At 46.3% G+C, this 24845-nt stretch carries 18 protein-coding genes and 3 pseudogenes; 14 read left to right on the top strand and 7 right to left on the bottom strand.

Going from position 1 to position 24845, the window contains the following annotated elements:
• Positions 1–18: 18 nt before the first annotated feature.
• From KT99_RS21095 to KT99_RS16985, 8 genes and pseudogenes are all read left to right on the top strand, one after another.
• Positions 19–193, top strand: a pseudogene (locus KT99_RS21095) (DUF2788 domain-containing protein).
• 15 nt (positions 194–208) lie between these two features.
• The gene (gene ybfE / locus KT99_RS17015; RefSeq protein ID WP_005502446.1) at positions 209–481 is read left to right on the top strand and encodes a LexA regulated protein; all 273 of its coding nucleotides are present in this window, start codon (positions 209–211) and stop codon (positions 479–481) included.
• 49 nt (positions 482–530) lie between these two features.
• A complete protein-coding gene (gene fldA / locus KT99_RS17010; RefSeq protein WP_005502444.1) occupies positions 531–1061 on the top strand; it encodes a flavodoxin FldA in 531 nt (176 codons plus the stop codon).
• Between the two features lie 219 nt (positions 1062–1280).
• On the top strand, positions 1281–2444 hold the full coding sequence (gene earP, locus KT99_RS17005; RefSeq protein WP_005502443.1) for an elongation factor P maturation arginine rhamnosyltransferase EarP: 1164 nt from the start codon (positions 1281–1283) through the stop codon (positions 2442–2444).
• Positions 2445–2491: 47 nt separating this feature from the next.
• On the top strand, positions 2492–3061 hold the full coding sequence (efp, locus tag KT99_RS17000) for an elongation factor P (RefSeq protein ID WP_005502442.1): 570 nt from the start codon (positions 2492–2494) through the stop codon (positions 3059–3061).
• 443 nt (positions 3062–3504) lie between these two features.
• Positions 3505–4719: a pyridoxal phosphate-dependent aminotransferase gene (locus KT99_RS16995; protein WP_005502441.1), complete on the top strand. Its 1215-nt coding sequence runs from the start codon at positions 3505–3507 to the stop codon at positions 4717–4719.
• A 99-nt stretch (positions 4720–4818) separates the two neighbouring features.
• Complete coding sequence (gene yfbR / locus KT99_RS16990) at positions 4819–5406, top strand: 5'-deoxynucleotidase (protein WP_040572144.1); 588 nt, start codon at positions 4819–4821, stop codon at positions 5404–5406.
• 47 nt (positions 5407–5453) lie between these two features.
• Complete coding sequence (locus tag KT99_RS16985; protein ID WP_005502439.1) at positions 5454–6788, top strand: anti-phage deoxyguanosine triphosphatase; 1335 nt, start codon at positions 5454–5456, stop codon at positions 6786–6788.
• A gap of 149 nt (positions 6789–6937) precedes the next feature.
• Here the strand turns inward: KT99_RS16985 and KT99_RS16980 are convergent, their stop codons facing one another.
• Positions 6938–7576 (bottom strand): YchE family NAAT transporter, encoded by a 639-nt coding sequence (locus KT99_RS16980; protein ID WP_005502438.1) that lies wholly within the window; start codon positions 7574–7576, stop codon positions 6938–6940.
• A 685-nt stretch (positions 7577–8261) separates the two neighbouring features.
• Between KT99_RS16980 and adhE the strand changes: the two genes are divergently transcribed.
• Complete coding sequence (gene adhE, locus KT99_RS16975; protein WP_005502437.1) at positions 8262–10862, top strand: bifunctional acetaldehyde-CoA/alcohol dehydrogenase; 2601 nt, start codon at positions 8262–8264, stop codon at positions 10860–10862.
• Between the two features lie 126 nt (positions 10863–10988).
• Here the strand turns inward: adhE and KT99_RS16970 are convergent, their stop codons facing one another.
• On the bottom strand, positions 10989–13157 hold the full coding sequence (locus tag KT99_RS16970) for a malate synthase G (RefSeq protein WP_005502436.1): 2169 nt from the start codon (positions 13155–13157) through the stop codon (positions 10989–10991).
• A 211-nt stretch (positions 13158–13368) separates the two neighbouring features.
• Complete coding sequence (locus tag KT99_RS16965) at positions 13369–14313, bottom strand: LysR family transcriptional regulator (protein WP_005502435.1); 945 nt, start codon at positions 14311–14313, stop codon at positions 13369–13371.
• Positions 14314–14425: 112 nt separating this feature from the next.
• On the opposite strand from KT99_RS16965, the gene KT99_RS16960 reads away from it, so the two are divergent.
• Both KT99_RS16960 and KT99_RS16950 read left to right on the top strand, forming a co-directional pair.
• Complete coding sequence (locus KT99_RS16960; RefSeq protein ID WP_005502434.1) at positions 14426–16009, top strand: isocitrate lyase; 1584 nt, start codon at positions 14426–14428, stop codon at positions 16007–16009.
• A 404-nt stretch (positions 16010–16413) separates the two neighbouring features.
• Positions 16414–17719, top strand: a pseudogene (locus tag KT99_RS16950) (IS66 family transposase).
• A 323-nt stretch (positions 17720–18042) separates the two neighbouring features.
• On the opposite strand, the gene KT99_RS16945 reads toward KT99_RS16950, so the two are convergent.
• The 3 genes and pseudogenes from KT99_RS16945 to KT99_RS23645 form a co-directional block, all read right to left on the bottom strand.
• Entirely contained in the window at positions 18043–20094 is a 2052-nt protein-coding gene (locus tag KT99_RS16945) for a dipeptidyl-peptidase 5 (protein WP_005502427.1), read from the bottom strand.
• A 230-nt stretch (positions 20095–20324) separates the two neighbouring features.
• Positions 20325–21023 (bottom strand): fumarate hydratase C-terminal domain-containing protein, encoded by a 699-nt coding sequence (locus KT99_RS23650; RefSeq protein WP_420038557.1) that lies wholly within the window; start codon positions 21021–21023, stop codon positions 20325–20327.
• Between the two features lie 21 nt (positions 21024–21044).
• Positions 21045–21850: pseudogene (locus KT99_RS23645) on the bottom strand (fumarate hydratase); the annotation flags it as partial.
• 141 nt (positions 21851–21991) lie between these two features.
• Here KT99_RS23645 and pabB point away from each other — a divergent pair.
• Both pabB and KT99_RS16930 read left to right on the top strand, forming a co-directional pair.
• Positions 21992–23386 (top strand): aminodeoxychorismate synthase component I, encoded by a 1395-nt coding sequence (gene pabB / locus KT99_RS16935; RefSeq protein WP_005502421.1) that lies wholly within the window; start codon positions 21992–21994, stop codon positions 23384–23386.
• A 35-nt stretch (positions 23387–23421) separates the two neighbouring features.
• Positions 23422–24012 (top strand): CoA pyrophosphatase, encoded by a 591-nt coding sequence (locus KT99_RS16930; protein ID WP_005502415.1) that lies wholly within the window; start codon positions 23422–23424, stop codon positions 24010–24012.
• A 14-nt stretch (positions 24013–24026) separates the two neighbouring features.
• Here the strand turns inward: KT99_RS16930 and KT99_RS16925 are convergent, their stop codons facing one another.
• On the bottom strand, positions 24027–24362 hold the full coding sequence (locus KT99_RS16925; RefSeq protein WP_005502413.1) for a hypothetical protein: 336 nt from the start codon (positions 24360–24362) through the stop codon (positions 24027–24029).
• A gap of 258 nt (positions 24363–24620) precedes the next feature.
• Here KT99_RS16925 and KT99_RS16920 point away from each other — a divergent pair.
• Positions 24621–24845 (top strand): OB-fold nucleic acid binding domain-containing protein (locus tag KT99_RS16920; protein WP_005502411.1); only part of this gene is annotated, 225 nt, incomplete at its 3' end.

The raw sequence follows: 24845 nt of genomic DNA, 5'->3' as shown, positions 1-24845 counted from the left end.
CATGCTACAAATGAAGCAATAGGCTTAGACGTATTCTTTGCAGCGATTTTTTCTTTATCGGCATGGCTATTCATGACGTACTGAAACAAGGTAATGTCCCCAATTTGGCCGTATCATTGTTTGGTCTGTGCTATTTTTTGGCTGCGCCGGATTTGTTGCAAAAGGCATGATTCAGGTGTTTTTGGAAGTGTAGGGTAAGACTGAACCGATGGCAAAAGAAACATCAGATAGAACCACAATCGATCTATTCGCCACAGAAAAACGCCGTGGTCGTCCACGTAGTAATCCACTGCCTAGAGATCAGCAGCTTAAAATTAATAAACGAAATCAGATCCAACGCGACAGAGCGAACGGTTTAAAACGAATAGAGTTAAAGGTATCACAAGATTTATACGACACCTTGAATGAACAGGCTTTGGCCAGTAATATCAGCCGCAGTCAATTAATCGAATTAATATTGCAAAAGCAAGTTAACGCCTGATTGCTCTTATTAACGATCAACATACAACGAAATAGATAAAGGAAAGACAATGGCAACTGTAGGTCTATTTTTCGGTAGCGATACAGGTAACACTGAAGCCATCGCCAAGATGATCCAGAAAAAACTGGGTAAAAAAATGGTCGAAGTCAAAGACATCGCCAAGAGTACCAAGGAGCAGATAGAAGAATATGATCTGCTCATGTTCGGTATTCCTACCTGGTATTACGGTGAAGCTCAGTGTGATTGGGATGATTTTTTCCCTGATTTAGAGCAGATCAACTTCGAAGATAAACTCATTGCCATCTTCGGTTGTGGCGATCAGGAAGATTACGCCGAGTACTTCCTCGATGCCATGGGCATGGTCAATGAGATAGTAGAAGACCGTGGTGGGATCGTCATAGGTCACTGGCCGGTCAAAGGTTATGATTTCGAGGCTTCTAAAGGTTTAACGCAAGATGAGAAACACTTCGTCGGTCTGGGTATCGATGAAGACAGACAACCTGAACTGACCGAAGAGCGAGTCGATGCTTGGGTTAAGCAGATCTACGAAGAGATGTGTCTGGCTGAATTGGCAGATTAATTATCCACAGCTCTTAAAAAAGCGGCGACTAGCAATAGCGCTGCTTTCTAATGTCTGGAACATTTATGTCCCTATTTTTATAAAGAGTACAGGGACGGTCGTTAATGTTCCTGGCATTAATACGACATTTCCTCCATCCGTGGAGGTCATTAAAAACTGACCTTGTGTCTGGAACACTACTCATAGCCACCCTATATCAGCCAAATAAATGAGTACATCATGACTAAGCCGCTCTCCTCATCCGGGCACTGGGACATCTTCTGTACCGTTATAGATAACTATGGCGATATCGGGGTAACTTGGCGTTTAGCGAAACAACTAGTGCATGATTTCGGTATCGAAGTCAGACTCTGGGTCGACGATCTCAACAGTTTCGCCCATATACTGCCGGGGCTAGATGTCACCCTCTCTCGACAGGAAATCATGGCAGTCAGGATATATCATTGGCGCCAGCCTTTAGCCGAACAGTGGCAAGCGGGCGACGTGCTTATCGAAGCCTTTGCCTGCAACTTACCCGCATCTGTACTCAAACAGTTAGTCTCTCTCGACAAACCACCAAGATGGCTCAACCTGGAATACCTCAGCGCCGAAGGCTGGATTGATAACTGCCATGGCTTGCCCTCGCTGCAGTCCAATGGGGTCAGTAAGCACTTTTACTTCCCTGGATTCACGCCAAGCAGTGGCGGTTTGCTCTGCGAACACGGTCTATTCGAACAAAGAGACAAGTGGCAAGGCGATCCTGCTAATCGAGCTCGCCTACTGAAAGACTTAAACATAGAAGGTGTAAGCAGTGAAGACACCCTAGTGAGTGTCTTTAGCTATGAGAGCTCTGCACTGCTGAGCCTTTGTCAATCGTGGCGACAAGCTAACAAACGGGTGCATGCCCTCATCCCCATGGGGCCTAGCCTAAATAGCCTACTGACACTGTTCCCAGATGGGCTGGGCCTTATGCCAGGAGATTCACTGACGTTAGATTCCCTGACCTTACATATACTGCCCATGACAGATCAACATGCATACGATCGTTTACTCTGGAGCTGTGACTTCAATATTGTGCGTGGTGAAGACTCTTTTATTCGTGCCCAATGGGCCGCGAAGCCATTCATTTGGCACATATATGCTCAGCAAGACGATGTACATTTAGATAAATTATCTGCATTTAGCGACCTCTATATTAGCTCTCTGGATGCAGACACAGGACAAACCTGGTCAAATCTCAACCTGGCCTTCAACCAGGAAGACGGAGAAACCACTGCAAAAATGTGGCAAGAGTTACATGAGCGCCGCACTTTTATGGATAAACACGCCGTTAAATGGCCAATGCTGGCATTAAATCACGCAGATTTGGCAACTCGACTAGTGCAATTTATCAAAAAAGGCTAATATTCTGCGCTGAAACAAATTGTCTGTGAATATTAGGAATTAAATAAATGAAAACAGCTCACGAAATGCGAGTCGGTAATGTGATCATGGTAGGCAAAGACCCTATGGTCATTCTCAAGTCTGAAACTCACAACTCTGGCCGTTCAGCTGCTGTTGTGAAGATGAAACTTAGAAATCTACTGACAGGTTCAGCGACTGAAACCGCATTTAAAGCCGAAGACAAATTAGAAGACATCATCCTTGAGCGTTTAAATTGTACCTATTCTTATTACGCCGACCCTATGTATGTATTCATGGATGAAGAGTTTAACCCATACGACGTAGAAACCGAAAATGTAGGCGATGCACTTAACTATATTGTCGATGGTATGGAAGACATTTGTCAGGTCACTTTCTATGAAGGTAAGGCCATCTCAGTTGAGCTGCCGACCACAATTGCCCGTGAAGTGGGTTACACAGAGCCTTCGGCTCGCGGTGACACTTCTGGCAAGGTAATGAAGCCAGCAACCCTGCTTGGCACTGATTTCACCTTGACCGTTGCCGACTTCGTTAAGACAGGCGATATGATCGAAATTGATACTCGTACTCATGAGTTCAAGAAGCGCGTATCATCGTGACTTGTGGCGCTCGCTGTCCTCATATACGCAGGATACATGAGCGCCAGTAACAATAAGCCTCGACTATTTAAGGCCAGTGACACACTCACTGGCTTTTTATATGCCGTATTTATGATTTATACTATTCCATATAAGTATCTGGTCAGTTCAGATACTTACTCGGCATGGTATTAAGTGCGCATTATCTCTATTTTCGTTCAAGCCAAACAAAACAGTTATAATCACTACTATCACCAACTCAAACAGAGTATTAAACCAAATCGGTTCGATTAGTTATTAAGGTTTGGTTATAACGACTCAGCCAGTTTTGCTGGCTACTTCCACATATCCACCTGAAATAGCTTCTCAACTCGCTACTAATTCGTTATTGTCCAATGACTTTATGCATTATTTGCTTTCAGGGAACACCAAGCCGTGTTGTTGAGAATTTTAGAGGTTAGAGAGTGCGACCAATAATCAAATCGAACAAACTAGATACCGTCTGTTATGACATCAGAGGCCCGGTACACAAGGAAGCCAGGCGACTCGAAGATGAAGGTCACAGAATTTTAAAACTCAATATCGGTGATCCCGCCCCTTTCGGTTTTGAAGCCCCGGAAGAGATTGTTCGCGATGTTATTTTAAATCTGCCCAGTACCCAAGGCTATTGTGAGTCTAAAGGGCTTTTCTCTGCCAGAAAGGCGATTGTGCAGCATTATCAATCGCAAGGGATCTTCGGTGTCGATATCGAAGATATCTATATTGGTAACGGCGTATCTGAATTGATTGTAATGGCCATGCAGGGCCTGTTAAATTCAGGAGATGAGGTATTGATCCCCTCTCCTGATTACCCCCTTTGGACTGCGGCCGTTCACATCTCTGGTGGCAACGCCCGGCACTACCGCTGTGATGAAGAATCAGACTGGTTTCCCGATCTGCAAGATATTAAGTCTAAGATCAACCCAAGGACCCGTGCCCTAGTATTGATTAACCCCAATAATCCTACCGGTGCAGTATATTCCAGAGCCTTACTATTAGAGGCTGTCGAGCTGTGTAGACAACACGACCTCATCCTGTTTGCCGATGAAATCTACGACAAAATACTCTACGATGAGGCGATGCATATCCCTGCCGCGAGCCTATCTGATGATATCTTGACCGTCACCTTCAATGGTCTGTCAAAATCATACCGAGCGGCAGGATTTCGCGTAGGCTGGATGATGCTATCGGGTGATCTGAAAGCGGCTAAAAGTTATATCGAAGGCTTAGAAATGTTGGCTTCGATGCGCCTCTGTTCCAATGTGCCCAATCAGCATGCTATTCAGACGGCACTGGGGGGCTATCAGAGCATCAAGGAACTGCTTGTAGATGGTGGCCGTCTCAAAGTGCAGCGAGATACCTGTGTAGAACTACTCAATCAAATCCCCGGCATCAGTGTCAAATGTCCCAAGGGAGCCATGTATGCATTTCCTAAGCTAGACGCCAAGAAGTTCAATATTCGCGATGATGAGCGTTTAGTGCTAGATCTGTTGCAAGAGAAGAAAATATTACTGGTTCATGGCACTGCATTTAACTGGCCGGAGCCGGATCACTTACGTATCGTATTTTTGCCACATAAGGAAGATCTCGAAAAAGCCTTAACCGAGTTTGCTGAGTTTATGGATGGTTATCGTCAGTAAACGAATATCTCTTCTCTCGACAATGTAAAAGCAGGTATAAATGTCTGCGTGTGCTAATGTAAGCTCATGTAGTAATTGTAATAAGCTGTAACATCACCCATGAGTCATTTATTCGCGCACCTAGCTCGCATGAAATTAATTCAACGCTGGCCATTGATGTACAATGTTAGAAGTGAAAATGTACAGGAACACTCTCTTCAGGTGGCCATGGTCGCACACAGCCTTGCCATCATAGCTAATCACAAATTTGGTCAATCCCTATCCCCTGACAGAGCGGCGACCGTTGCCATTTTTCATGATGCCAGTGAAATCATTACCGGCGATCTTCCCACCCCGGTAAAGTACTTCAATAAAGAGATAGAAGCTGAATACAAAAAAATTGAAGCCATTGCCGAAAATAGGTTATTGGAGATGGTACCGGAAGAATTTAAACAAGAATATGCCAGCTTACTCACTAGTGAGCATGCCGATATTGAATATAAGGTGTTAGTAAAATCAGCCGATACTATTTGTGCTTACCTTAAATGTTTAGAAGAAGATAGGGCCGGTAATAGTGAATTTAATACCGCCAGAAAACGGCTCGAGCAATCACTGAGTAATAACCCCGATCCTGCGGTGCAATACTTTATCGATTGTTTTGTTCCGAGTTTTAAATTAAATTTAGATGATATCAACCAGTTACTCTAATGGTTCAGGCTAATCACTCCAAAGATTAACTCAGGTTAAGGATCCCGATGACAGAGTCAGTATGGCACGCCAGACGTCTAATAGAAGATAAGAAACGTAGAAATGATCACCGCAGCCCCTATCAAAGAGATAGAGCACGGATCTTACATTCGGCGGCTTTTAGACGGCTTCAAGCTAAGACCCAAGTCCTTGGGGTCGGCATGAATGATTTCTATCGCACCCGGCTGACTCATTCTCTGGAAGTGTCTCAAATAGGCACCGGCATACGTGCGCAACTCAAACAGAAGCAGCCTCAATTGGACCACTTGTTTGATTCTATGAGTTTAATCGAATCCTTGTGCTTAGCCCATGACATAGGTCATCCCCCTTATGGTCATGGCGGAGAAGTCGCACTCAATTATATGATGCGGGATCATGGCGGGTTCGAGGGTAATGGTCAAACATTCAGGATCCTCACGGGTCTGGAACCTTACACCGAATTTTATGGCATGAACCTGTGTCGCAGAACCTTATTAGGGATCTTAAAGTATCCAGGCGCATACTCGAGTCTTCACCAAGACTCATCCAGCCAGCCAGTCGCCAATATTCGCCAGCTCAAACCCTCTGAGTGGCCTCCGGTTAAAGGCATATTCGACGACGATATCGAGATTCTAGATTGGGTGTTGTCTCCCCTGCCTGAGAATGACAGACACAAGTTTCTCTCACATCAGCAGGTCGATGGTCAACAACACAGACGGACGTGCTATAAATCATTAGACTGCTCTATCATGGAGTTAGCCGATGATATCGCCTATGCGGTGCACGATCTCGAAGATGCGATTGTCATGGGAATCGTCACCCAGGAACAATGGCAAGTCGATGTAGGCAGCAAACTTGCAGGCAGTGAAGACCATTGGATCCAAGATGAGTTTGGTTCGATTGGCACCAAACTGTTTTCTAATAAGCATCACCTGAGAAAAGATGCCATAGGCACCTTAGTCAATGGTTTCGTCACCGCCATCGATATCAAACTCAATACCGATTTTGAAGATAACTTACTGCGCTATAATGCCGGCTTGGACAAGAATTTTTCCGCAGCATTGGAGATATTGAAGCAATTTGTGTTTAAATATGTGATCAGAAAACCCGAAATACAGATGCTCGAATACAAGGGTCAACAGATTGTCATGGAGTTATTCGAGGCTTTCGAATCCGATCCTGAGCGGTTATTACCGCTCAATACTCAAGAAAGATGGCGCAATAGCAAGGACAAGGGATTAAACAGTCACAGAATCATCGCAGATTATATCTCTGGCATGACCGATGAGTTTGCCGCCAGACTACACCAACAACTGTTTAGCCCGAATGCTGGCTCCATGATAGAATTTAATCGAGAACTTTAGCATCCGGGTTCTCAATTTCCCTCTATCATTTGCAATGGGTTAAAGGTCAGTCCATTGCACTCAGTAAATGAATACCATTCCATATAAGTATCTGGAATGATCAGATACTTACTCGGAATGGTATAAACTCAACCAAGGTTAATGTCAGGCTAATTCAACAAGTTAGGAAACAGGCCTTTAAGCCCTGCCACGATCACTTCGATAGCAATAGATAACATCAAGAGCCCCATCAATCGGGTTATCACATTAATACCTGTTTTCCCCAGCACTTTATATATCACCGGCGCCGCTCTAAAGAGCATAAAACTAATTAACCCAAATACTATGACGGTAATAGACATGCCGACATGATTGATAAAGGTGTTATTTTCTGCCGCAGTGACAATCACAGAGCTAATAGCACCTGGGCCTGCCATCAAGGGTAATGCCAGAGGCACCACGGCAACAGACTCCATGCCTGATGCTTCTCTGTCCTCTTCCTTGTTACGTTTAACCTCACCCAATTTCCCCTGCAACATAGACATGGCAATGATCGCAATCAAGGAACCTCCGGCGATCCTAAACGCCGACAGCGAGATACTGAACAAGTTTAGAATATGCTGACCGGCAAATATGGTCACTAGCAAGATAACCACAACAGCAAAGTTAGCCACCTTTCCTGTATGATTGCGTTCAATATCATTTTGGTGACTGGTTAAGCTCACAAACACAGGCAAAAGACCCACGGGGTTGATGATGGCCACCAAGCCTAAAAAAAACTTAATGTAAAATGTAAAATCCAACGACATATCCTCGAGTGTAAATACAGATTAAAGCGTTAACCAATTTGTCATCGCCCTTGTACTGAGGTAACTAGTTTACCCTATGATTTCATCTGGCAGAAATGAGTTTTTTTATAATACCATTCCGAGTAAGTATCTGATCATTCAGCGGGAGTTCAAAGCGCTGTAGGCAAGGCGAATGTTTGAAGCTAATAGTTATTCTCGGCAACAAGCTCCTGCGTTGCTCTACCTCCTGCATCTGACCTCCATGGAAGGAGGAAATGTCTTATTTTGTATGGAACAAAATAGACCATGCAGTCGTATATCGAGAACATTCTAGCATAAAGGGCTTTGAAACCCGCACTGCGTGAGGCTCTCAGTGTTTCCACTTCTGTGTTGCATTGACTTAAAAGGGTATAACCATTTCCTCATCAATGCGCCTTGAATTGAAAAAACTGAGAGTCTCTGAACTGACCAAATACTTATATGGAATGGTATTAGATCCCAGTTCACATAAGATTTTTTATGCCGATTAAAAAAATCACAGCTCAGCAAACAATCAAACAAGTCGTTAACAATGTAATTTAATTACAACAAGGCCGGAAACTGTGGCTAAGATCACGGTTATCAAGGGGGTTTCGGTGTAATTTTTCATCATCGAGATGATTTAGCCAAAACTGATTTTGACTAAATTTTTTCAAGGAAATATAAAATGACAGTGACCAATGAGCAAGAACTCGATCTTCTTGTGCAACGAGTTGCAGATGCACAAGCCCAGTTTGCTAACTTCAGCCAGGAACGAGTCGATATCATCTTCAGAGCGGCGGCCCTGGCAGCTGCCGATGCACGAATATCTCTGGCTAAGATGGCAGTAGCGGAAACCCGCATGGGAGTAGTTGAAGATAAGGTGATCAAGAATCACTTCGCCTCCGAATACATCTATAACAAGTATAAGGATTCGAAGACCTGCGGCATAATAGATGAAGACCCTACCTTTGGCACCATAACCATAGCCGAACCTGTCGGTGTCATCTGTGGCATAGTCCCCACCACCAACCCAACATCCACCGCCATCTTCAAGGCGCTTATCAGCCTCAAGACCCGTAATGGCATCATCTTCTCACCTCATCCCAGGGCTAAAAAGTCAACCACAACCGCGGCACGAATCGTACTCGATGCTGCCGTCAAAGCCGGTGCCCCGAAAGATATTATCGGTTGGATAGATGAGCCAAGTGTCGCATTATCGAATCGGTTAATGACCCATGACAAGATAAATCTCATCTTGGCTACCGGTGGACCCGGCATGGTTAAAGCAGCTTACTCTTCAGGCAAACCCGCCATCGGAGTCGGTGCGGGTAATACCCCTATAGTGATAGATGAAACCGCCGACATCAAGCGTGCAGTCAGCTCTATATTGATGTCTAAAACCTTCGACAACGGCGTCGTGTGTGCATCAGAGCAAGCGGTGATCGTCGTCGATGAAATTTATGACACAGTTAAAAAGCGCTTCGCTACACACGGCGGCTATATTCTCAATGCCGATGAATCAGAGGCCATGCAAGGAGTCATACTCAAGAATGGCGCACTCAATGCCGACATAGTCGGACAGAGCGCCGTAGATATCGCCTCCATGGCTGGCATAAATGTCCCCCGTTGGACTAAGGTCTTGATTGGTGAGGCAACTGATATCAGTGATGCCGAAGCCTTTGCCCATGAAAAGCTCTCCCCTCTGCTGGGTATGTACCGAGCCAAAGACTTCGATGATGCCATGGATAAGGCTGAGGCTCTAGTGACCTTCGGCGGGATCGGACACACCTCAGGCCTCTATACCAATCAAGATACCCAAGAAGATCGCGTCAAGGCCTTCGGATTTCGTATGAAGACCGCGCGCATATTGATCAACACCCCAGCGTCCCACGGCGGCATCGGCGATTTGTATAACTTTAAACTTGCGCCTTCACTCACCTTAGGTTGTGGCTCATGGGGCGGCAACTCCATCTCAGAAAACGTGGGACCGAGTCACCTTATTAACAAAAAAATAGTCGCCAAGAGGGCTGAAAACATGTTGTGGCACAAGCTTCCTTCATCTATCTATTTCCGCCGTGGTTGCTTACCTATTGCACTCGAGGAACTGAGTGACAAGAAACGCGCACTGATAGTGACAGATAAGCACCTGTTTAATAATGGATATTGTGACGAAACAGTCAATATCCTCAAGGCTCAGGGACTGACAACAGAGATATTTTATGAAGTAGAAGCCGATCCCACCTTAGCCATAGTCAAACAAGGTGCCAAGATGGCACACAGCTTTCAACCCGATGTGATCATCGCATTGGGTGGCGGCTCCCCCATGGATGCGGCTAAGATTATCTGGGTCATGTACGAGCATCCAGATGTCGATTTTGCCGATCTAGCCCTGCGATTTATGGACATTCGCAAACGTATCTACAAGTTCCCTAAATTGGGTGTCAAGGCGCAGATGGTCGCGATCCCGACCACCTCAGGTACAGGTTCAGAAGTCACGCCATTCGCGGTAGTAACAGATGAAGCCACGGGGATGAAGTACCCCATCGCCGATTATCAGTTGACGCCGAACATGGCCATAATCGATCCTAATTTAGTCATGGATATGCCAAAGTCCCTAACAGCTTTTGGCGGAATCGATGCTATCACCCATGCACTGGAAGCCTATGTCAGTGTAATGGCTAACGAATACAGTGATGGTCAGGCACTTCAAGCTTTAGACCTGTTATTTAAGCACCTTCCCGATGCCTATAACCACGGCGCCGCAGCGCCAGTAGCACGCGAGAAGGTACATAATGGCTCTACCATAGCCGGTATCGCTTTTGCCAATGCCTTCCTGGGAGTCTGCCACTCCATGGCCCATAAGTTGGGCGCCGAATTCCATCTTGCCCATGGGCTGGCAAATGCCCTACTCATCAGCAATGTGATCCGTTACAATGCCACTGACATGCCAACTAAACAGGCGGCATTCAGCCAATACGACCGACCTAAGGCACTTTGCCGTTATGCAAAGATTGCCGACCATCTAAACTTAACTGGTAATACAGATGAACAAAAAGTTGAAGCTTTGCTTGAAAAAATCGATGAGCTCAAGAAGACGATTGGCATTCCGGCTTCAATCCAAGAAGCAGGCGTTAACGAAGCCGACTTCCTAGCTAAACTGGACGAGTTAGCCGAAAATGCATTCGATGACCAATGCACAGGCGCAAACCCTAGGTACCCCTTAATAGCAGAGCTGAAGCAAATACTGCTCGACAGTTTCTATGGCAACGCCTATAGCGACAGCTAATACCAGTTCCATGAGCACAGGCTCTAAACATTAGCTAAAATTAGCGGTAAAAAAATCCAGTTAACGCCATAGTGTTAACTGGATTTTTATTGTTAAAAATAAATGATTTATATCGCATGCATCATGTTATTGAGCAGGTTCGGCCTTCTTTTTAATCCGGTAAGCATGCAGCAAGGGCTCAGTGTAACCCGAAGGCTGCTCTTTTCCCTTGAATATCAGCTCAAGCGCCGCATTAAAAGCGATACCACTGAAATCTGGCGCCATCTTTTGATAAAGAGCATCACCGACATTTTGCTTATCGACAACAGCAGCCATCCTCTTCATGGTAGCGATGACTTGCTCTTGGGTGCAGATCTTATGCTCCAGCCAATTGGCAATATATTGTGATGATATTCTCAAGGTTGCCCTGTCTTCCATTAGGCCCACGTTATTAATATCGGGCACTTTCGAGCAACCGACACCATGATCTATCCAACGTACCACGTAACCCAAGATCCCCTGGGCATTGTTGTCGAGTTCCCGTTGGATCTGTTCATCTGTCAGGGGTTCCGATAACAAGGGGATGGTCAGAATGTCATCTAATTTGGCATGGGTTCTGTTAGACAATTCCAGCTGTTTCTCGGCAACATGGATCTGGTGATAATGAGTCGAATGCAGTATGGCGCCATTGGGAGATGGCACCCAGGCGGTGTTAGCGCCTGCATTGGGATGGGCTGACTTCTGCGCCAGCATGGACGCCATCTCATCTGGCATGGCCCACATCCCCTTGCCAATCTGAGCACGACCAGGTAAACCACATGCCAGGCCGACATCGACATTCCAATCTTCATAGGCCTTGATCCAGGCTTGCTGTTTCATCTGTGTTTTTGGCACAAATGGGCCAGCTAGCATAGAGGTATGGATCTCATCGCCGGTTCTATCGAGAAATCCTGTGTTAATAAACACCACTCTCTCCTTAGCCACGCGAATGCATTCTTTTAAGTTTACCGTCGTCCTACGCTCTTCATCCATGATCCCAAGTTTGATGGTATTTCTGGACAGGCTCAGTGCATCTTCGATGCGGGTAAACAGCTCACAGGTAAACGCCACCTCATCCGGTCCGTGCATCTTAGGTTTAACAATATTGATCGAACCCGCGCGGCTATTGGTGCGCTGCTTATTATTACCCTTAAGATCATGCATTGCCGCCAGAACGGATACCATACCATCTAAGATCCCCTCGGGAACCTCATCACCCGCCTTGTCTAAAATGGCATCATTGGTCATCAGGTGACCGACATTACGGATAAATAACAGGCTTCGACCAGGCAGAGTAAACTCCCTTCCCAGTGGGCACAGATAATGACGATCTAGGTTAAGCTCACGGATGATGGTCTTACCACCTTTGGTTAACCGGGCAGTGAGATCGCCTTTCATCAAGCCTAACCAGTTTTGATAGACCTCACACTTGTCCTCGGCATCGACGGCAGCCACCGAGTCCTCACAATCCATAATGGTGGTCACAGCGGCTTCTACCAGCAGATCTTTCATTCCAGCCAGATCTGTCTTACCTATGGCGTGATTCCTGTCTATCTGAATCTCCACATGCAGGCCGTTATTCTTCAGCAACACAGCGTGAGGGGCGACCTGATTACCAAGATAACCCACCCATTTTTCAGGTTGCTTAAGCCCAGTATCAGTTCCATCCCTGAGGGTGACAACCAGCTGGTTTCGATCAATTTGATAATGGCTTGCTTCGCTATGGCTACCTATCGCTAAAGGAGCCAGTTGATCTAAGTGTTGCTTGGCAAACGCTATCACCTTACGGCCACGAACGGGATTGAAACCGCTGCCAATCTCGGCACCACCGTCTTCACTGATGGCATCAGTACCATAGAGGGCATCATATAAACTGCCCCATCGCGCGTTCGCCGCATTGAGGGCGAAACGGGCGTTTTTAACCGGGACGACAAGCTGAGGACCCGCTTGCAGGGCAATTTCAACGTCTACATTTTCTGTGGTGATGCTGAAATCGTCGCCTTCGGGGACGAGGTAGCCTATCTCTTGCAAGAAGGCTTTATAGGCCAGAGGATCATGGAGCTTATGTTCTGTATGCCACTGGTCTATCTGAACTTGTAACTCATCGCGGCGGGCTAATAAGGCTCTGTTCTTTGGTGTTAGATCATCAATGATAGATTCGAGTGAGCTCCAAAACCTTGCCGGTGAAATATCGGTTCCGGGAATAATCTGTTCATTGACTAACTTAAGCAGTGAGGTAGCGACCTGTAAATTGCCAACTTGAATACGTGATGTCATATTTATCCCTTCCGATAGCTGTCATTGACTGTCTAATGTCTATCTCTATTGCTATACATGAAACTGATACTAAGCTGTAGCCTAGCCATGAAGCTGAATCTTGTAGAGGTTTCGTTCAGTTTATCCAGCCTTAATGTATATCACTAATTTATCGTAGTTATAGTTGGCATTCACCAAAGTTATACCACCAAGAATATCTGGCTACCCGTGGTTAAAATCTATCTATGATCTTGGCAGTTTCAGTGATGAGCTCTCTCATCCATCTGTGAGCCGGATTATGTTGCAATAACGGACTCCAGGCCATGGTCAACTCTATGGGGGGGATGTCAAATGGCGGTGCTACTATACTGACCCGACTGTTATCTTGCTTTAATCTGGCCATCTTACTGGGCACTGTGGCAATCAAATCTTGCCTCTCCGCCAATGAACTGGCCGCTTGATAACTGCGGGTGAACACTGTGATACGGCGTTTTGCACCAATTTTTGCCAACGCTTCATCTACCCACCCCAGACGTTGGACATCATCGGGATCCATGCCAACCCCGACTCCCATGCCGGTTTTACTCACCCAGACATGATGAGACTTAAGATAATTGTCTAAGTTAAAGTTCTTCAGTACTGGATTAGTGCGGTTAATGAGGCAACTGAAGGTATCTTTCCAGAGCACTTTTTGATGAAAAGATTGAGGGATTTCATCGAAGCGGTTAATGGCCATATCCACTCGACCCTGTTCCACATCGGCAAAATTAACATCGCTTGGTGTCATGATATCCAGAATGACTTTCGGCGCTTCGTTACGTAAGCGAGCGATCAACAAGGGAATAAGGGTAGACTCGGCGTAATCCGACGCCATCATGCGAAACACCTGCTCACTCTCTAATGCATTAAACTCAGATTTGGGCTGTACGGCTTTCTCCAGGCCTATCAATAGCTCTCGGATCACAGGTTTGAGCTCACTTGCCCTCTCTGTCGGCGTCATCCCCTTGCTGGTTCTGATAAGCAGAGGATCATCGAACAACACCCTTAACCTTTTTAGCCCATTACTCATGGCCGGTTGGCTGATCCCCAGCTGATCTGCGGCGCGGGTCACATTCAACTCTCTGAGCAAAACATCAAAATAAACCAACAAATTCAGGTCGATACGAGATATATTCATAAAACAAATACCGAAGATAATTACTATAAATTAGACTAATTTAACTCAATATTACTATTATTTTGAACGGAAGCAATCGTTGATAATTATTTTTTGTAGGAAGGAACTTACCATGTCAAATTACAGCACCGATATTGATACTGCAGCAAGCTTGATTGAGAATGAAGGCAGTGCCTGGAATGCAATCAATCCAGAGTCAGTCGCTCGTATGCGCACTCAGAACCGATTTAAGACGGGTTTAGACATAGCTAAGTATACCGCTAAAATAATGCGTGAAGACATGGCTAACTATGATGCTGATAGCTCTCAGTACACACAATCACTAGGATGCTGGCACGGTTTCATCGGTCAACAGAAGATGATTGCGATTAAGAAGCATCTACTGACCACTAAGCGATGTTACCTCTACCTCTCGGGTTGGATGGTTGCCGCGCTTCGCAGTGAGTTCGGTCCACTGCCTGACCAATCGATGCATGAGAAGACCTCAGTCGCTAGCCTGATTGCCGAGCTTTATACTTTCCTTCGCCAAGCCGATGCTCGTGAGTTAGGTGGTCTGTTCCGTGAACTCGATAACGCTGACGCCGCCGATAAAGCCGCGGTGCAGGATAAGATAGATAATTTCGAGACCCACGTTGTGCCTATTATTGCCGATATCGATGCAGGTTTTGGCAACGAAGAAGCCACTTACCTGATGGCTAAGCAGATGATTGAAGCTGGTGCCTGTTGTATTCAGCTTGAAAACCAGGTTTCCGATGTGAAGCAATGTGGTCACCAAGACGGCAAGGTAACGGTTCCTCATGTGGAGTTTTTGGCTAAGATCAATGCCGTACGTTATGCCTTCTTGGAGCTGGGTATCGATGATGGCGTTATCGTGGCACGTACGGATTCTCTCGGAGCGGGTCTGACGCAGAAGATTGCGGTGACTTCAGAGCCGGGTGACTTAGGCGACAAGTACAACTCTTTCATCGAAGTGGAAGAAGTGACTAGCGACAACTTGGAAAATGGCGATCTGGTGTTTAAGCGCGGCGATAAGCTGGTTAAACCTTCACGTCTACCTAATGGCCTGTTTAAATTCCGCGCCGGTACGGGTGAAGAGCGTTGTATACTCGACTGTATCACCAGCCTTCAAAACGGTGCCGACTTATTGTGGATTGAGACCGAGAAGCCTCATGTGGCTCAGATCGGCGCCATGGTCAATGCCATTCGTGAAGTCGTGCCAAATGCTAAGCTGGTGTACAACAACTCGCCATCCTTTAACTGGACGCTTAACTTCCGTCAGCAGATCTTCGATGTGATGAAACAGCAAGGTAAAGATATCTCGGCTTATGACCGTGCCGATTTGATGAGCATAGATTACGATGAGACTGAGCTTGCCATTGAGGCTGACGAAAAGATCCGTACCTTCCAGGCCGATTCAGCCCGTGAAGCGGGTATCTTCCATCACCTGATCACGCTACCGACTTACCACACGACCGCCTTGTCTACTGACAACTTGGCGAAAGAGTACTTCGGTGACCAAGGCATGCTAGGTTATGTGGCTAATGTGCAGCGCAAAGAGATCCGCCAGGGTATCGCCTGTGTTAAGCACCAGAACATGGCTGGCTCCGATATGGGTGATGCTCACAAGGAGTACTTCTCCGGTGATCAGGCGCTGAAGGCGTCGGGTAAAGACAACACCATGAACCAGTTCGGCTAATACCTTACTCATCCCCCAACTGAATCCCACATTCGAGATAGGTAAAACAATAAAAGCCCGGAACCCAATCCGGGCTTTTACGAGTTCTCTTAACAGGCATCAGCTTGGCCTTGCTCATGGGTGATGAGTGATTCATCTACCCAGCCCCGGGCTTCTCTTGCTAACTCTTTCTTTAATAGCTGTATAAGCCGCATGCTTCACTCCTTTGGGCATTGCTGAAAACGATATACACTCTATACCAGTTCCATTAAATAAGTGAGTATTCAGCGGGAATTAAAAATGCTGTAGGCAAGTAAGGGGATTGTAACCGTTCACCAGCCCCTTATTGACACGATCAATTGATGATCGATAAGGTTTGGTCATATAGCTATTGAACGATCTCTTTTCCATGTGAAAATGGCTTCATGAAAAAGAAAAAACAATTCGAGCAAGAGCCGCCTTCGATTGATAATATCAGCGAAGCCAACCTGTTTATCCGTGAGCTTTGGCAAACGCTACGAGAGTATGAAGACAGGTTGATGCTCAGTTCTCGTCACTCATCTAAATCACCCTCCTCTGACTCCCCTGCGGATAAGGCCGAACGAAAAAAGCTCAAACGCCTCGTAGTGGAAATAAGGTTGGCGCTCAACCTGGACATACGGGGTATAAAAGACCACTAGCGGAACTCGGCGAAAACGATGAGCAAATCGCTTGTTTGCCGGATGCCTGTTGCTCCGATTGTGGTGGTGAGGTGACTGCCAATAAGTCTCCCAGTTATCGTCATCAGGTGTTTGAGCTGCCTGAGCCTAAGCTTGATATCACTGAATATCAGCTATTTCATGGACGTTGCAAGCAATGCAACACGGTGAGCAAAGGCACCTTACCTAAGGATACTTCTGATGGCCAGATGGGACCAAGACTGCTTAGCTACGTAGCTGTGCTCAGTGGCTTGTATCACCTGAGCGTACGAAAAATTCAACGTTTGCTTGAAGACCAATATGGCACTCATTTTTCTACAGGCCTCATTTCTGAGGCTCAAGGGCGAGTCAGTAGTATGCTGACGCGGTATTTCAGGTGGTGAAATACTTTCGCAATAAGGATGCCGCCAAATCGGTATTAGGTGCACAGACTCAAGCTATCGTAGTAAGCGACCAATGTCCGAGCTACAACTGGATAGCCCCTGAGCGTCATCAGGTTTGCCTAGCCCAGGTGCTACGCAATTTACAACAAATGGCCGATTATTCAGGAAAAGGCCTCACTGCGAATATTGGTAACCGACTGGTATTGCTTTTCAAGTCCGTATTTCGCATCCAGCATAGATATGAATCCGGTGAAGTTGAGGAAATAATGTGGCGTCGGCGAATGCAACGACTAAGGCGCAGTATTAAGCGCTGGCTTGAGTGCGGGGGAAATGTGCCCGCTTCACGCTATGCTGGCAGATGCCGTCATATTCTCAAATATGAGCAAGGCTTATGGGTATTTCTCAATCACCCAGGCACTCCTCTGACCAATAACGAAGCAGAGCGTTGCATACGTGGTAGCGTGATCATGCGTAAAATTTGCTATGGCACCCGTTCAGATCGAGGGGAGAAGTTCCGTTCCCGGTTACTGTCAGTGGTTGAAACATGCAAAAAACGGCAGTTATCACCAATTACAGTGATAAGTAAGATCGTTACAGCCGTTGTAGGGAACAGAGAATACCCAGACGTGTTTGACCTGGTGTCAGCTTAGTCAACTCCCTTCTGGTGAACGCTTACAGGGGATTGAAGCTAATAGTTATTCTATATCGAGAGCCGCTTACGCAGAATAAAGGGTTTTTAAACCCGCACTACGTGAGCGTCTCAGGACTTCCACTTCTGCGTTGCATTGTCTTAAAAGGGAATAACCATTTCTTCAACAATGCGCCTTGAATTTAAAGCCCTGAGAAAGCTCTGAACAGAGCCTAAATTTAATGGAATTGGTATTATTCAGTTTATACAAAAATCATCGACAAAAAGGCCAGATACATATCTGACCTTCTCACCTTCTATTAATACCAAGCGGTATAATGCAGGTTACTTTTTAGTCCAGCGGTCCATCCAACCCAAGACATTGGCGTACCATTGTTCCAGGTTATCAGGGTTGAGGATCCAATGATTCTCTTGCGGATAAATCAGCAACTCAGATGGAATGCCTTTTCTCTGCATCAAGGTAAACGCAGCCAGACTTTGTCCATAAGGAACTCGGAAATCTTGCTCACCATGAATGATTAACATAGGTGTCTTCCAGTTCTCTACGTAATTGACTGGATTGAACTTCTCGTACAAGTCCTTGTTCTCATCATATGTGCCACCGAACTCATATTCGGGGAACCAGAGCTCTTCGGTCACATAATACATGGAGCGCATATCGAACAGACCAGCATGGTTAACCAGACAATTAAAGCCATCGCTCCAGTTTCCTTGGATCCAGTTCATCATATAGCCACCGTATGACCCACCGAGTGCACAGGTACGGCTAGAATCCAACCATTTCTGTTGCTTAGTCACGGCGGCTAGGCCTTTTTGCAGGTCTTCTAATGGCTTACCGCCCCAATCTTTAGAGATAGAGTCAGTGAATGCCTGTCCATAGCCGGTAGAGCCGTGAAAATCGATCATCACCACGCCGTAACCCGCACCGGCCCAGAGTTGAGCATTCCAGCGACTGCTGAATGAATTGCCGAATGAGCCCTGTGGCCCGCCATGAACCAGAAACGCGATAGGATACTGAGTGCCAGCCTTGAAGTTCGATGGCTTGATCCAGTAACCATGGACCTCTTCATTATTCCAGCCCTTGAAACTGAACGGCTCAAATTCACCGAATTTAATCTTGGCGAGTTTTTCGCTGTTGATATCGGTCAGTTGCTGTAAACCCTGACCATCAAAATTGATAGAATGAAGATCACCTGGCTGTACCAGACTCTTGTGCTTGAAGATAATCTTGTCCGCCGTCACGCCGACTATGCTGTTGCTGCCCTCGTTGTATAAGGTTTTTACGTCACCAAATTGAGTGTTCACTTCAAAAATGGTCACTTGGCCCACATCTTGAGCCGTGACGTATAAGGTTCTATTATCTTTACCGAAGGTCAATGAACTCGCACTTCTGTCCCATAGAGGCGCAACTTCTTTCTCCTGTCCCGTCACGATATCACGCAACATGATGCGATATCTGTCGGCTTCGAATCCCGGCTTTGTCATGGCCAAATAAGCTAAGTAGCGGCCATCGGCTGAGTATGTCGGATGTGCGTCCCACGCCTTGTTAGACTCAGTTAAATTGACCGCATCTCCGCCCGTTACCGGCACCTGCCAAAGATCATAGTTAGTGATCCAGGCTTGATCGTTACTCGGCGCCTTGGCGCTATAAACCACATACTTACCGTCTGGGGTAAAGGTCACCTCTTCCATGCCGGAGAAAGGTTTAGGTGGCGTTTCCGTGTCCAGTCCAGCGGTGACATCCACGGCAGTGGTGATCTTATCGCCGTTTAATTGTGCCACAAACAGATGACTGCGGGAGTGATCGCTCCAAGTATCCCAATGACGGATCATCAATTGTTTATATTCACGACCGGTGGATTTACGCTCGGCTTCTGCGGTGAATTTATCTTCAGAGCATTGCAGATCTTGGCAATCAGGGAAGACACGCATGTTCAACACCACTTGCTTGCCGTCTTGAGACAGTTTAAAGCCTTCCACATCCAGTGGCAGATCTGACACTTGTCGGGCTTCACCGCCTGTCAGAGGTAACTGATACAGTTGACTCGAACCATCACGTGAAGCCAAAAAGTAGACTGACTGATCGTCAGCCGAAAAAACGGCACTATGTTCGGTACCGGCAGCAAACGTGAGTTGTTTCGGCTTCGAGCCCATTTGGGTCAGATCTTGGATATAGATATCTGAGCTGGCTTTACCTTTGGTATCAGTTTTTTTGATGCCAAACACGATGTTATTGCCATCATTAGATAAAGCAGACGAGTAGAGCTTGTTGATTTTAACCAGGTCTTGAACCTTGAAAGGCTGGGGTGATGATGCTTGAGCCGACATAGCGACTCCTGCACCAGCCAGTGCGAGTATGATTGCAGTTTTTTTCATTGTTATTATCATCTTTTGTGATTTCAGTCTAACCAATTGGCGTCTAGGCCAGATGGTTAGCGAGTTAAGCTGTCCACCATTCACCCAAGACTTAAGTTAGCCGGTGTGATTGGAAAGCATCCCTGCAGGCATAAAATTGTTAACCTATCGAGCTGAGTATGCGCACAATATCCAAAATATTTGGCTTAGGCAAGACACCTAAGCCAAACTTTACTTTAAAGATAAGTGTGTTATTTCGCGGGTTCCAGGCTCACTTTCCATTGTGCAGGACCGGTTTCATGCACATTCACGCCCTCGGAGTCTACCGCCACAGTGACGGGCATATCTTTAACATCGAACTCATAGATAGCTTCCATGCCTAAGTCGGCAAAGGCAACCACACGTGACTTCTTAATGGCTTTAGACACCAGATAAGCCGCGCCGCCAACGGCCATAAGATACACCGCCTTGTGTTTCTTGATTGATGCAACGGTGGCAGGGCCACGTTCGGCCTTGCCTATCATACCCATCAGGCCAGTTTTCTCGAGCATTAGATCGGTAAACTTATCCATGCGTGTCGCCGTTGTAGGGCCCGCTGGGCCGACAACTTCACTGCCCACAGGATCGACCGGACCGACGTAATAGATAAACTTACCGGTAAAATCGACGCCTTCGGGAAGTCCTTCACCAGATTCGATAAGCGTCTGAATGCGTTTATGAGCCGCATCGCGACCCGTCAACATCTTACCGTTGAGCAACAAGGTATCACCACTCTTCCACTTTTCGATCTCGGCTTGTGTGACAGTATCGAGATTGACTCTGTGGGTGTTTTCCCCCACTTCTCGGGTGATCACTGGCCAGTCTTCCAGAGACGGTGGCGTAAATTCCGCTGGTCCTGTGCCATCAAGATGGAAATGCACATGGCGCGTCGCAGCGCAATTTGGGATCATGACGACAGGCTTAGACGCCGCGTGAGTAGGCATTGATTTAATCTTCACGTCTAAGACGGTAGTCAAACCTCCGAGTCCTTGGGCACCTATGCCCAAGTTATTGGCACGCTCAAAGATATCGAGACGTAATTTTTCTTCGGTCGTCTCGGCGCCTCTTTGCTGTAACTCGTGAATATCGACCGGATCCATCAAGGATTCTTTCGCTAAAACCGCCGCTTTTTCGGCGGTACCACCAATACCTATGCCCAGCATTCCCGGTGGACACCAGCCAGCGCCCATGGTTGGCAAGGTTTTCTCAACCCAGGCAGCTATATCATCGGATGGGTTTAGCATGACCATCTTAGATTTATTTTCAGACCCGCCACCTTTAGCTGCGATAGCAACCTCGATGTGATTGCCTAGTATCATATCGATATGGACCACAGATGGCGTGTTATCTTTGGTATTTTTACGTGCCCCGGCAGGATCTGAGACGATAGATGCGCGCAGCGGATTGTCTGGATTGAGATAGGCTTGTCTTACGCCCGCATCGACCATCTGCTGAATGGTCATGTCTGTTTTATCCCACTTCACTGCCATACCAACCTTGACGAAACAGGTCACAATACCCGTGTCTTGGGCACAGAGGTCTCTTTGCCCTCGGCAGACATGCGTGAATTAATCAAGATTTGAGCGATAGCATCTTTTGCCGCAGCGCTCTCTTCACGTTCATAGGCTTGCGTCATTGCATCGACGAAATCCTTAGGATGATAGTAAGAGATATATTGTAGGGAATCTGCGATGCTCTCGATGAGATCCGCTTGTTTGATGACAACTTCTTTACTCACAATCACTTCCTTATACACGCTATTAGGGACATTTTTCAGCCATTTTTGGCATCTATATCTGTTTTTATTAATGCTAGCTGAGAGATATGATACTCTTTCGTGACTTTTAGGGGAATATCACATTTTAGATAAGGTAAATCGATGAGTTTTTCGGCGCCGCAGGGTGTATCAACACTGCGTCTTGATTGGAAATATACCACGATAGAATTATTTTCATCTTTGGCAGATATCCCCTGGGCTATGTTACTCGATTCGGCCAGTGACGATCACTGTGATAGCCGCTTCGACATCATCTGCCTTGACCCGATTGCGACACTTGTCACCGAGGGAGACAGTACCGAAATAAGCCGATATCAAGCTCATTGTCTGACAGGCTCTAGCCTTAGCCAGTTAAACCCATTCGATCTGGTTAAGCAGGAGTTAGCACACTACTTCCCAGTACAGAAGTCGAGTGAGCTGCCCTTTTCCGGGGGCGCGATGGGCAGCTTCAGCTATGATCTGGGACGTAAGATTGAGAAAATCCCCGAAATTGCCGCCGACGATATCCCCCTCCCAATGATGAACATAGGCTTATATTTATGGGCATTGGTATTCGATCATCGAGAGCAAGTCTGGAGTTTGGTGCATTACGGCAGCAAAGAAGCGGCGCAAACCAGTCTGGATTGGCTGCAAGCTAAGCTGAAAATCAAGCCGTCGATGCCTAAATTCTCCCTTATCGGTGACTGGCAGCCACAACTGACTAAGGCTGACTACGAAGCAAAATTTGATGTCATTCAAGAATATATTCAAAGCGGCGACTGCTATCAAATAAACCTGACCCAAAGGTTCTCGGCTAAATACCAGGGCAATGAATGGCAAGCCTATCTCAAACTCAGAGAATCCAATAAGGCACCCTTCTCCGCCTTCATTCGCTTATCACAAGGTGCGTTATTGTCTATTTCTCCCGAGCGGTTTATTCAACTCAGAGGGGAGGATATCCAGACTAAGCCCATTAAAGGCACCAGTCCCAGGTATTCCACGGCGGCACAAGATCAGGCATCGGCCACACAGCTACGCCATTCAGCGAAAGACAGGGCGGAGAACTTGATGATAGTCGATCTACTGCGTAACGATCTGAGCAAGGTCGCCAAACCCGGCTCAGTATCTGTACCTCACCTGTTTGAGATTGAAAGCTTTCCTGCTGTGCATCATCTGGTCAGCACAGTCACAGCACAACTCGACGCTAAATATGATGCCACCGACCTATTAAAAGCCAGTTTTCCGGGCGGATCGATCACAGGTGCACCAAAAATCCGGGCGATGGAGATCATAGAAGAACTTGAACCCTCGAGGAGAAGCCTTTATTGTGGTTCTATCGGTTATATCAGTCAAGACGGTCAGATGGACACCAGCATCACCATACGAACCTTAGTGGCGATAGATGGCATCATTTATTGCTGGGCTGGCGGCGGAATTGTTGTCGACTCGACTGCAGAGAGTGAATATAAAGAAACCTATGATAAAGTTAGTAAAATCCTGCCAGTATTACAGGGTTAATATTTGATATCTAAGTGTAAATCAGTAGAGGTTATATGCAAAAAAAGATTAAGCCTATACCTTTAACTGAATTTAAAGTCAGATATAACCTCTTGCAAGCCCCTCACGAGTCTAATCCGGATATTAAAGATACCCTGCGTCAAGCTGCGGTCCTCATAGCCTTAATACAAGAAGAGGGTGAATTGCATGTCTTACTCACCCGTCGCCCTACTCATCTTAAATCTCATCCGGGACAAATCAGTTTCCCAGGGGGAAAAGTTGAACGGGGAGATGCTTCACTCATAGAAACCGCTTTGCGAGAAGCCGCGGAAGAGATTGCACTTTACCCGAGTAATGTAGAGGTGATTGGCCAGTATCCTGCGATGAAAACCTTTACCGGTTTCGAAATAACCCCGGTTATAGGCCTGGTAAAGCAAGCCTTCACCCCAAAACTGGCTCCGGGCGAAGTCGATGAACTGTTCACCGTGCCCCTATCGTATTTATTGCAGACCGAGAATCGTCAGAAGCAGACTTATCAACGCAATGGGATCCATCATCCGGTGTACTTTATCCGTTATCGAGAGCACCTGATCTGGGGTGCGACTGCGGCCATGATAAATAAACTCTGCCAACACCTGATACTCTAGGAACTAGTGATTAGTTAAATGACAAAGGTGATATACAGGCCTGCAGCGACAGAACTTAACAGCAGCAGAGGAATGTTAAACCAGTAGCCCATCTTACTGTGATGAGAAAAATAGTAATTAAAAGCCAAACTGACAAAACTGATTGCCGCACACGCCCATATAATATATTCCAACTGGACTGTCTGTATGGGATCCCAAGCAAGACGAACCGACGCTCCCTTGCTCAAATAATACCCTATCGCGCGATCAGGCCTGGCCTTATCGAAAATCAGCAGAGCATATATTGCAAGAGACCAGCCTGTGATAGATAGAAATGCCAGTAATCGCTGAAAATTTTTTATTTTCTTCATGACAATCCCCTCTAACAAATGTATTTAATCTAGCCCTGTATTTAATCATAACAGTATGAGTTATGGCCGCCAACCAAGCAGTGAGTAAACACAGACCGCTATCTGAGTTTGGCTTAAACTCCAAAAGCAGGATTAATCATCAAAATTGCCCGCTATTAGGCCTTTTATCTGATTTTGCTACTTGAGAAAACCAGCCAGCAAGGTAATATAAACGTCCAAATTTTATATATAAACGTTTCGTTGGAGAACTAAGCAACAATGAGCATTACATCTGTCGCTTCTGTATTTAAAGGTGAATTTGCGATTGGTTCGCAAATTACCATTCGCGGTTGGGTAAGATCGCGCCGAGATTCCAAGGCGGGCATCTCGTTTCTTGCCGTTTATGATGGCTCCTGTTTTGATCCTATCCAAGGTGTAGTGCCTAATAGCTTAGAAAATTACAATAACGAGATCTTGAAGTTGACTACCGGTTGTTCTGTCATC

The sequence above is a fragment of the Shewanella benthica KT99 genome, from assembly GCF_000172075.1.
GTDB classification, from domain to species: Bacteria; Pseudomonadota; Gammaproteobacteria; order Enterobacterales; family Shewanellaceae; genus Shewanella; species Shewanella benthica_A.
This window is presented reverse-complemented; position numbering and strand designations above follow the sequence as displayed.

Bases quoted from the DNA above. Each gene is read 5' to 3' on its own strand.
- efp (WP_005502442.1), top strand. From the start codon at position 2,492: ATGAAAACAGCTCACGAAATGCGAGTCGGTAATGTGATCATGGTAGGC.
- ybfE (WP_005502446.1), top strand. From the start codon at position 209: ATGGCAAAAGAAACATCAGATAGAACCACAATCGATCTATTCGCCACA.
- adhE (WP_005502437.1), top strand. From the start codon at position 8,262: ATGACAGTGACCAATGAGCAAGAACTCGATCTTCTTGTGCAACGAGTT.
- yfbR (WP_040572144.1), top strand. From the start codon at position 4,819: ATGAGTCATTTATTCGCGCACCTAGCTCGCATGAAATTAATTCAACGC.
- fldA (WP_005502444.1), top strand. From the start codon at position 531: ATGGCAACTGTAGGTCTATTTTTCGGTAGCGATACAGGTAACACTGAA.
- KT99_RS23650 (WP_420038557.1), bottom strand. From the start codon at position 21,023: ATGATCCCAAATTGCGCTGCGACGCGCCATGTGCATTTCCATCTTGAT.
- pabB (WP_005502421.1), top strand. From the start codon at position 21,992: ATGAGTTTTTCGGCGCCGCAGGGTGTATCAACACTGCGTCTTGATTGG.
- KT99_RS16945 (WP_005502427.1), bottom strand. From the start codon at position 20,094: ATGAAAAAAACTGCAATCATACTCGCACTGGCTGGTGCAGGAGTCGCT.
- KT99_RS16970 (WP_005502436.1), bottom strand. From the start codon at position 13,157: ATGACATCACGTATTCAAGTTGGCAATTTACAGGTCGCTACCTCACTG.
- KT99_RS16965 (WP_005502435.1), bottom strand. From the start codon at position 14,313: ATGAATATATCTCGTATCGACCTGAATTTGTTGGTTTATTTTGATGTT.
- KT99_RS16960 (WP_005502434.1), top strand. From the start codon at position 14,426: ATGTCAAATTACAGCACCGATATTGATACTGCAGCAAGCTTGATTGAG.
- KT99_RS16985 (WP_005502439.1), top strand. From the start codon at position 5,454: ATGACAGAGTCAGTATGGCACGCCAGACGTCTAATAGAAGATAAGAAA.
- KT99_RS16980 (WP_005502438.1), bottom strand. From the start codon at position 7,576: ATGTCGTTGGATTTTACATTTTACATTAAGTTTTTTTTAGGCTTGGTG.
- KT99_RS16925 (WP_005502413.1), bottom strand. From the start codon at position 24,362: ATGAAGAAAATAAAAAATTTTCAGCGATTACTGGCATTTCTATCTATC.
- earP (WP_005502443.1), top strand. From the start codon at position 1,281: ATGACTAAGCCGCTCTCCTCATCCGGGCACTGGGACATCTTCTGTACC.
- KT99_RS16930 (WP_005502415.1), top strand. From the start codon at position 23,422: ATGCAAAAAAAGATTAAGCCTATACCTTTAACTGAATTTAAAGTCAGA.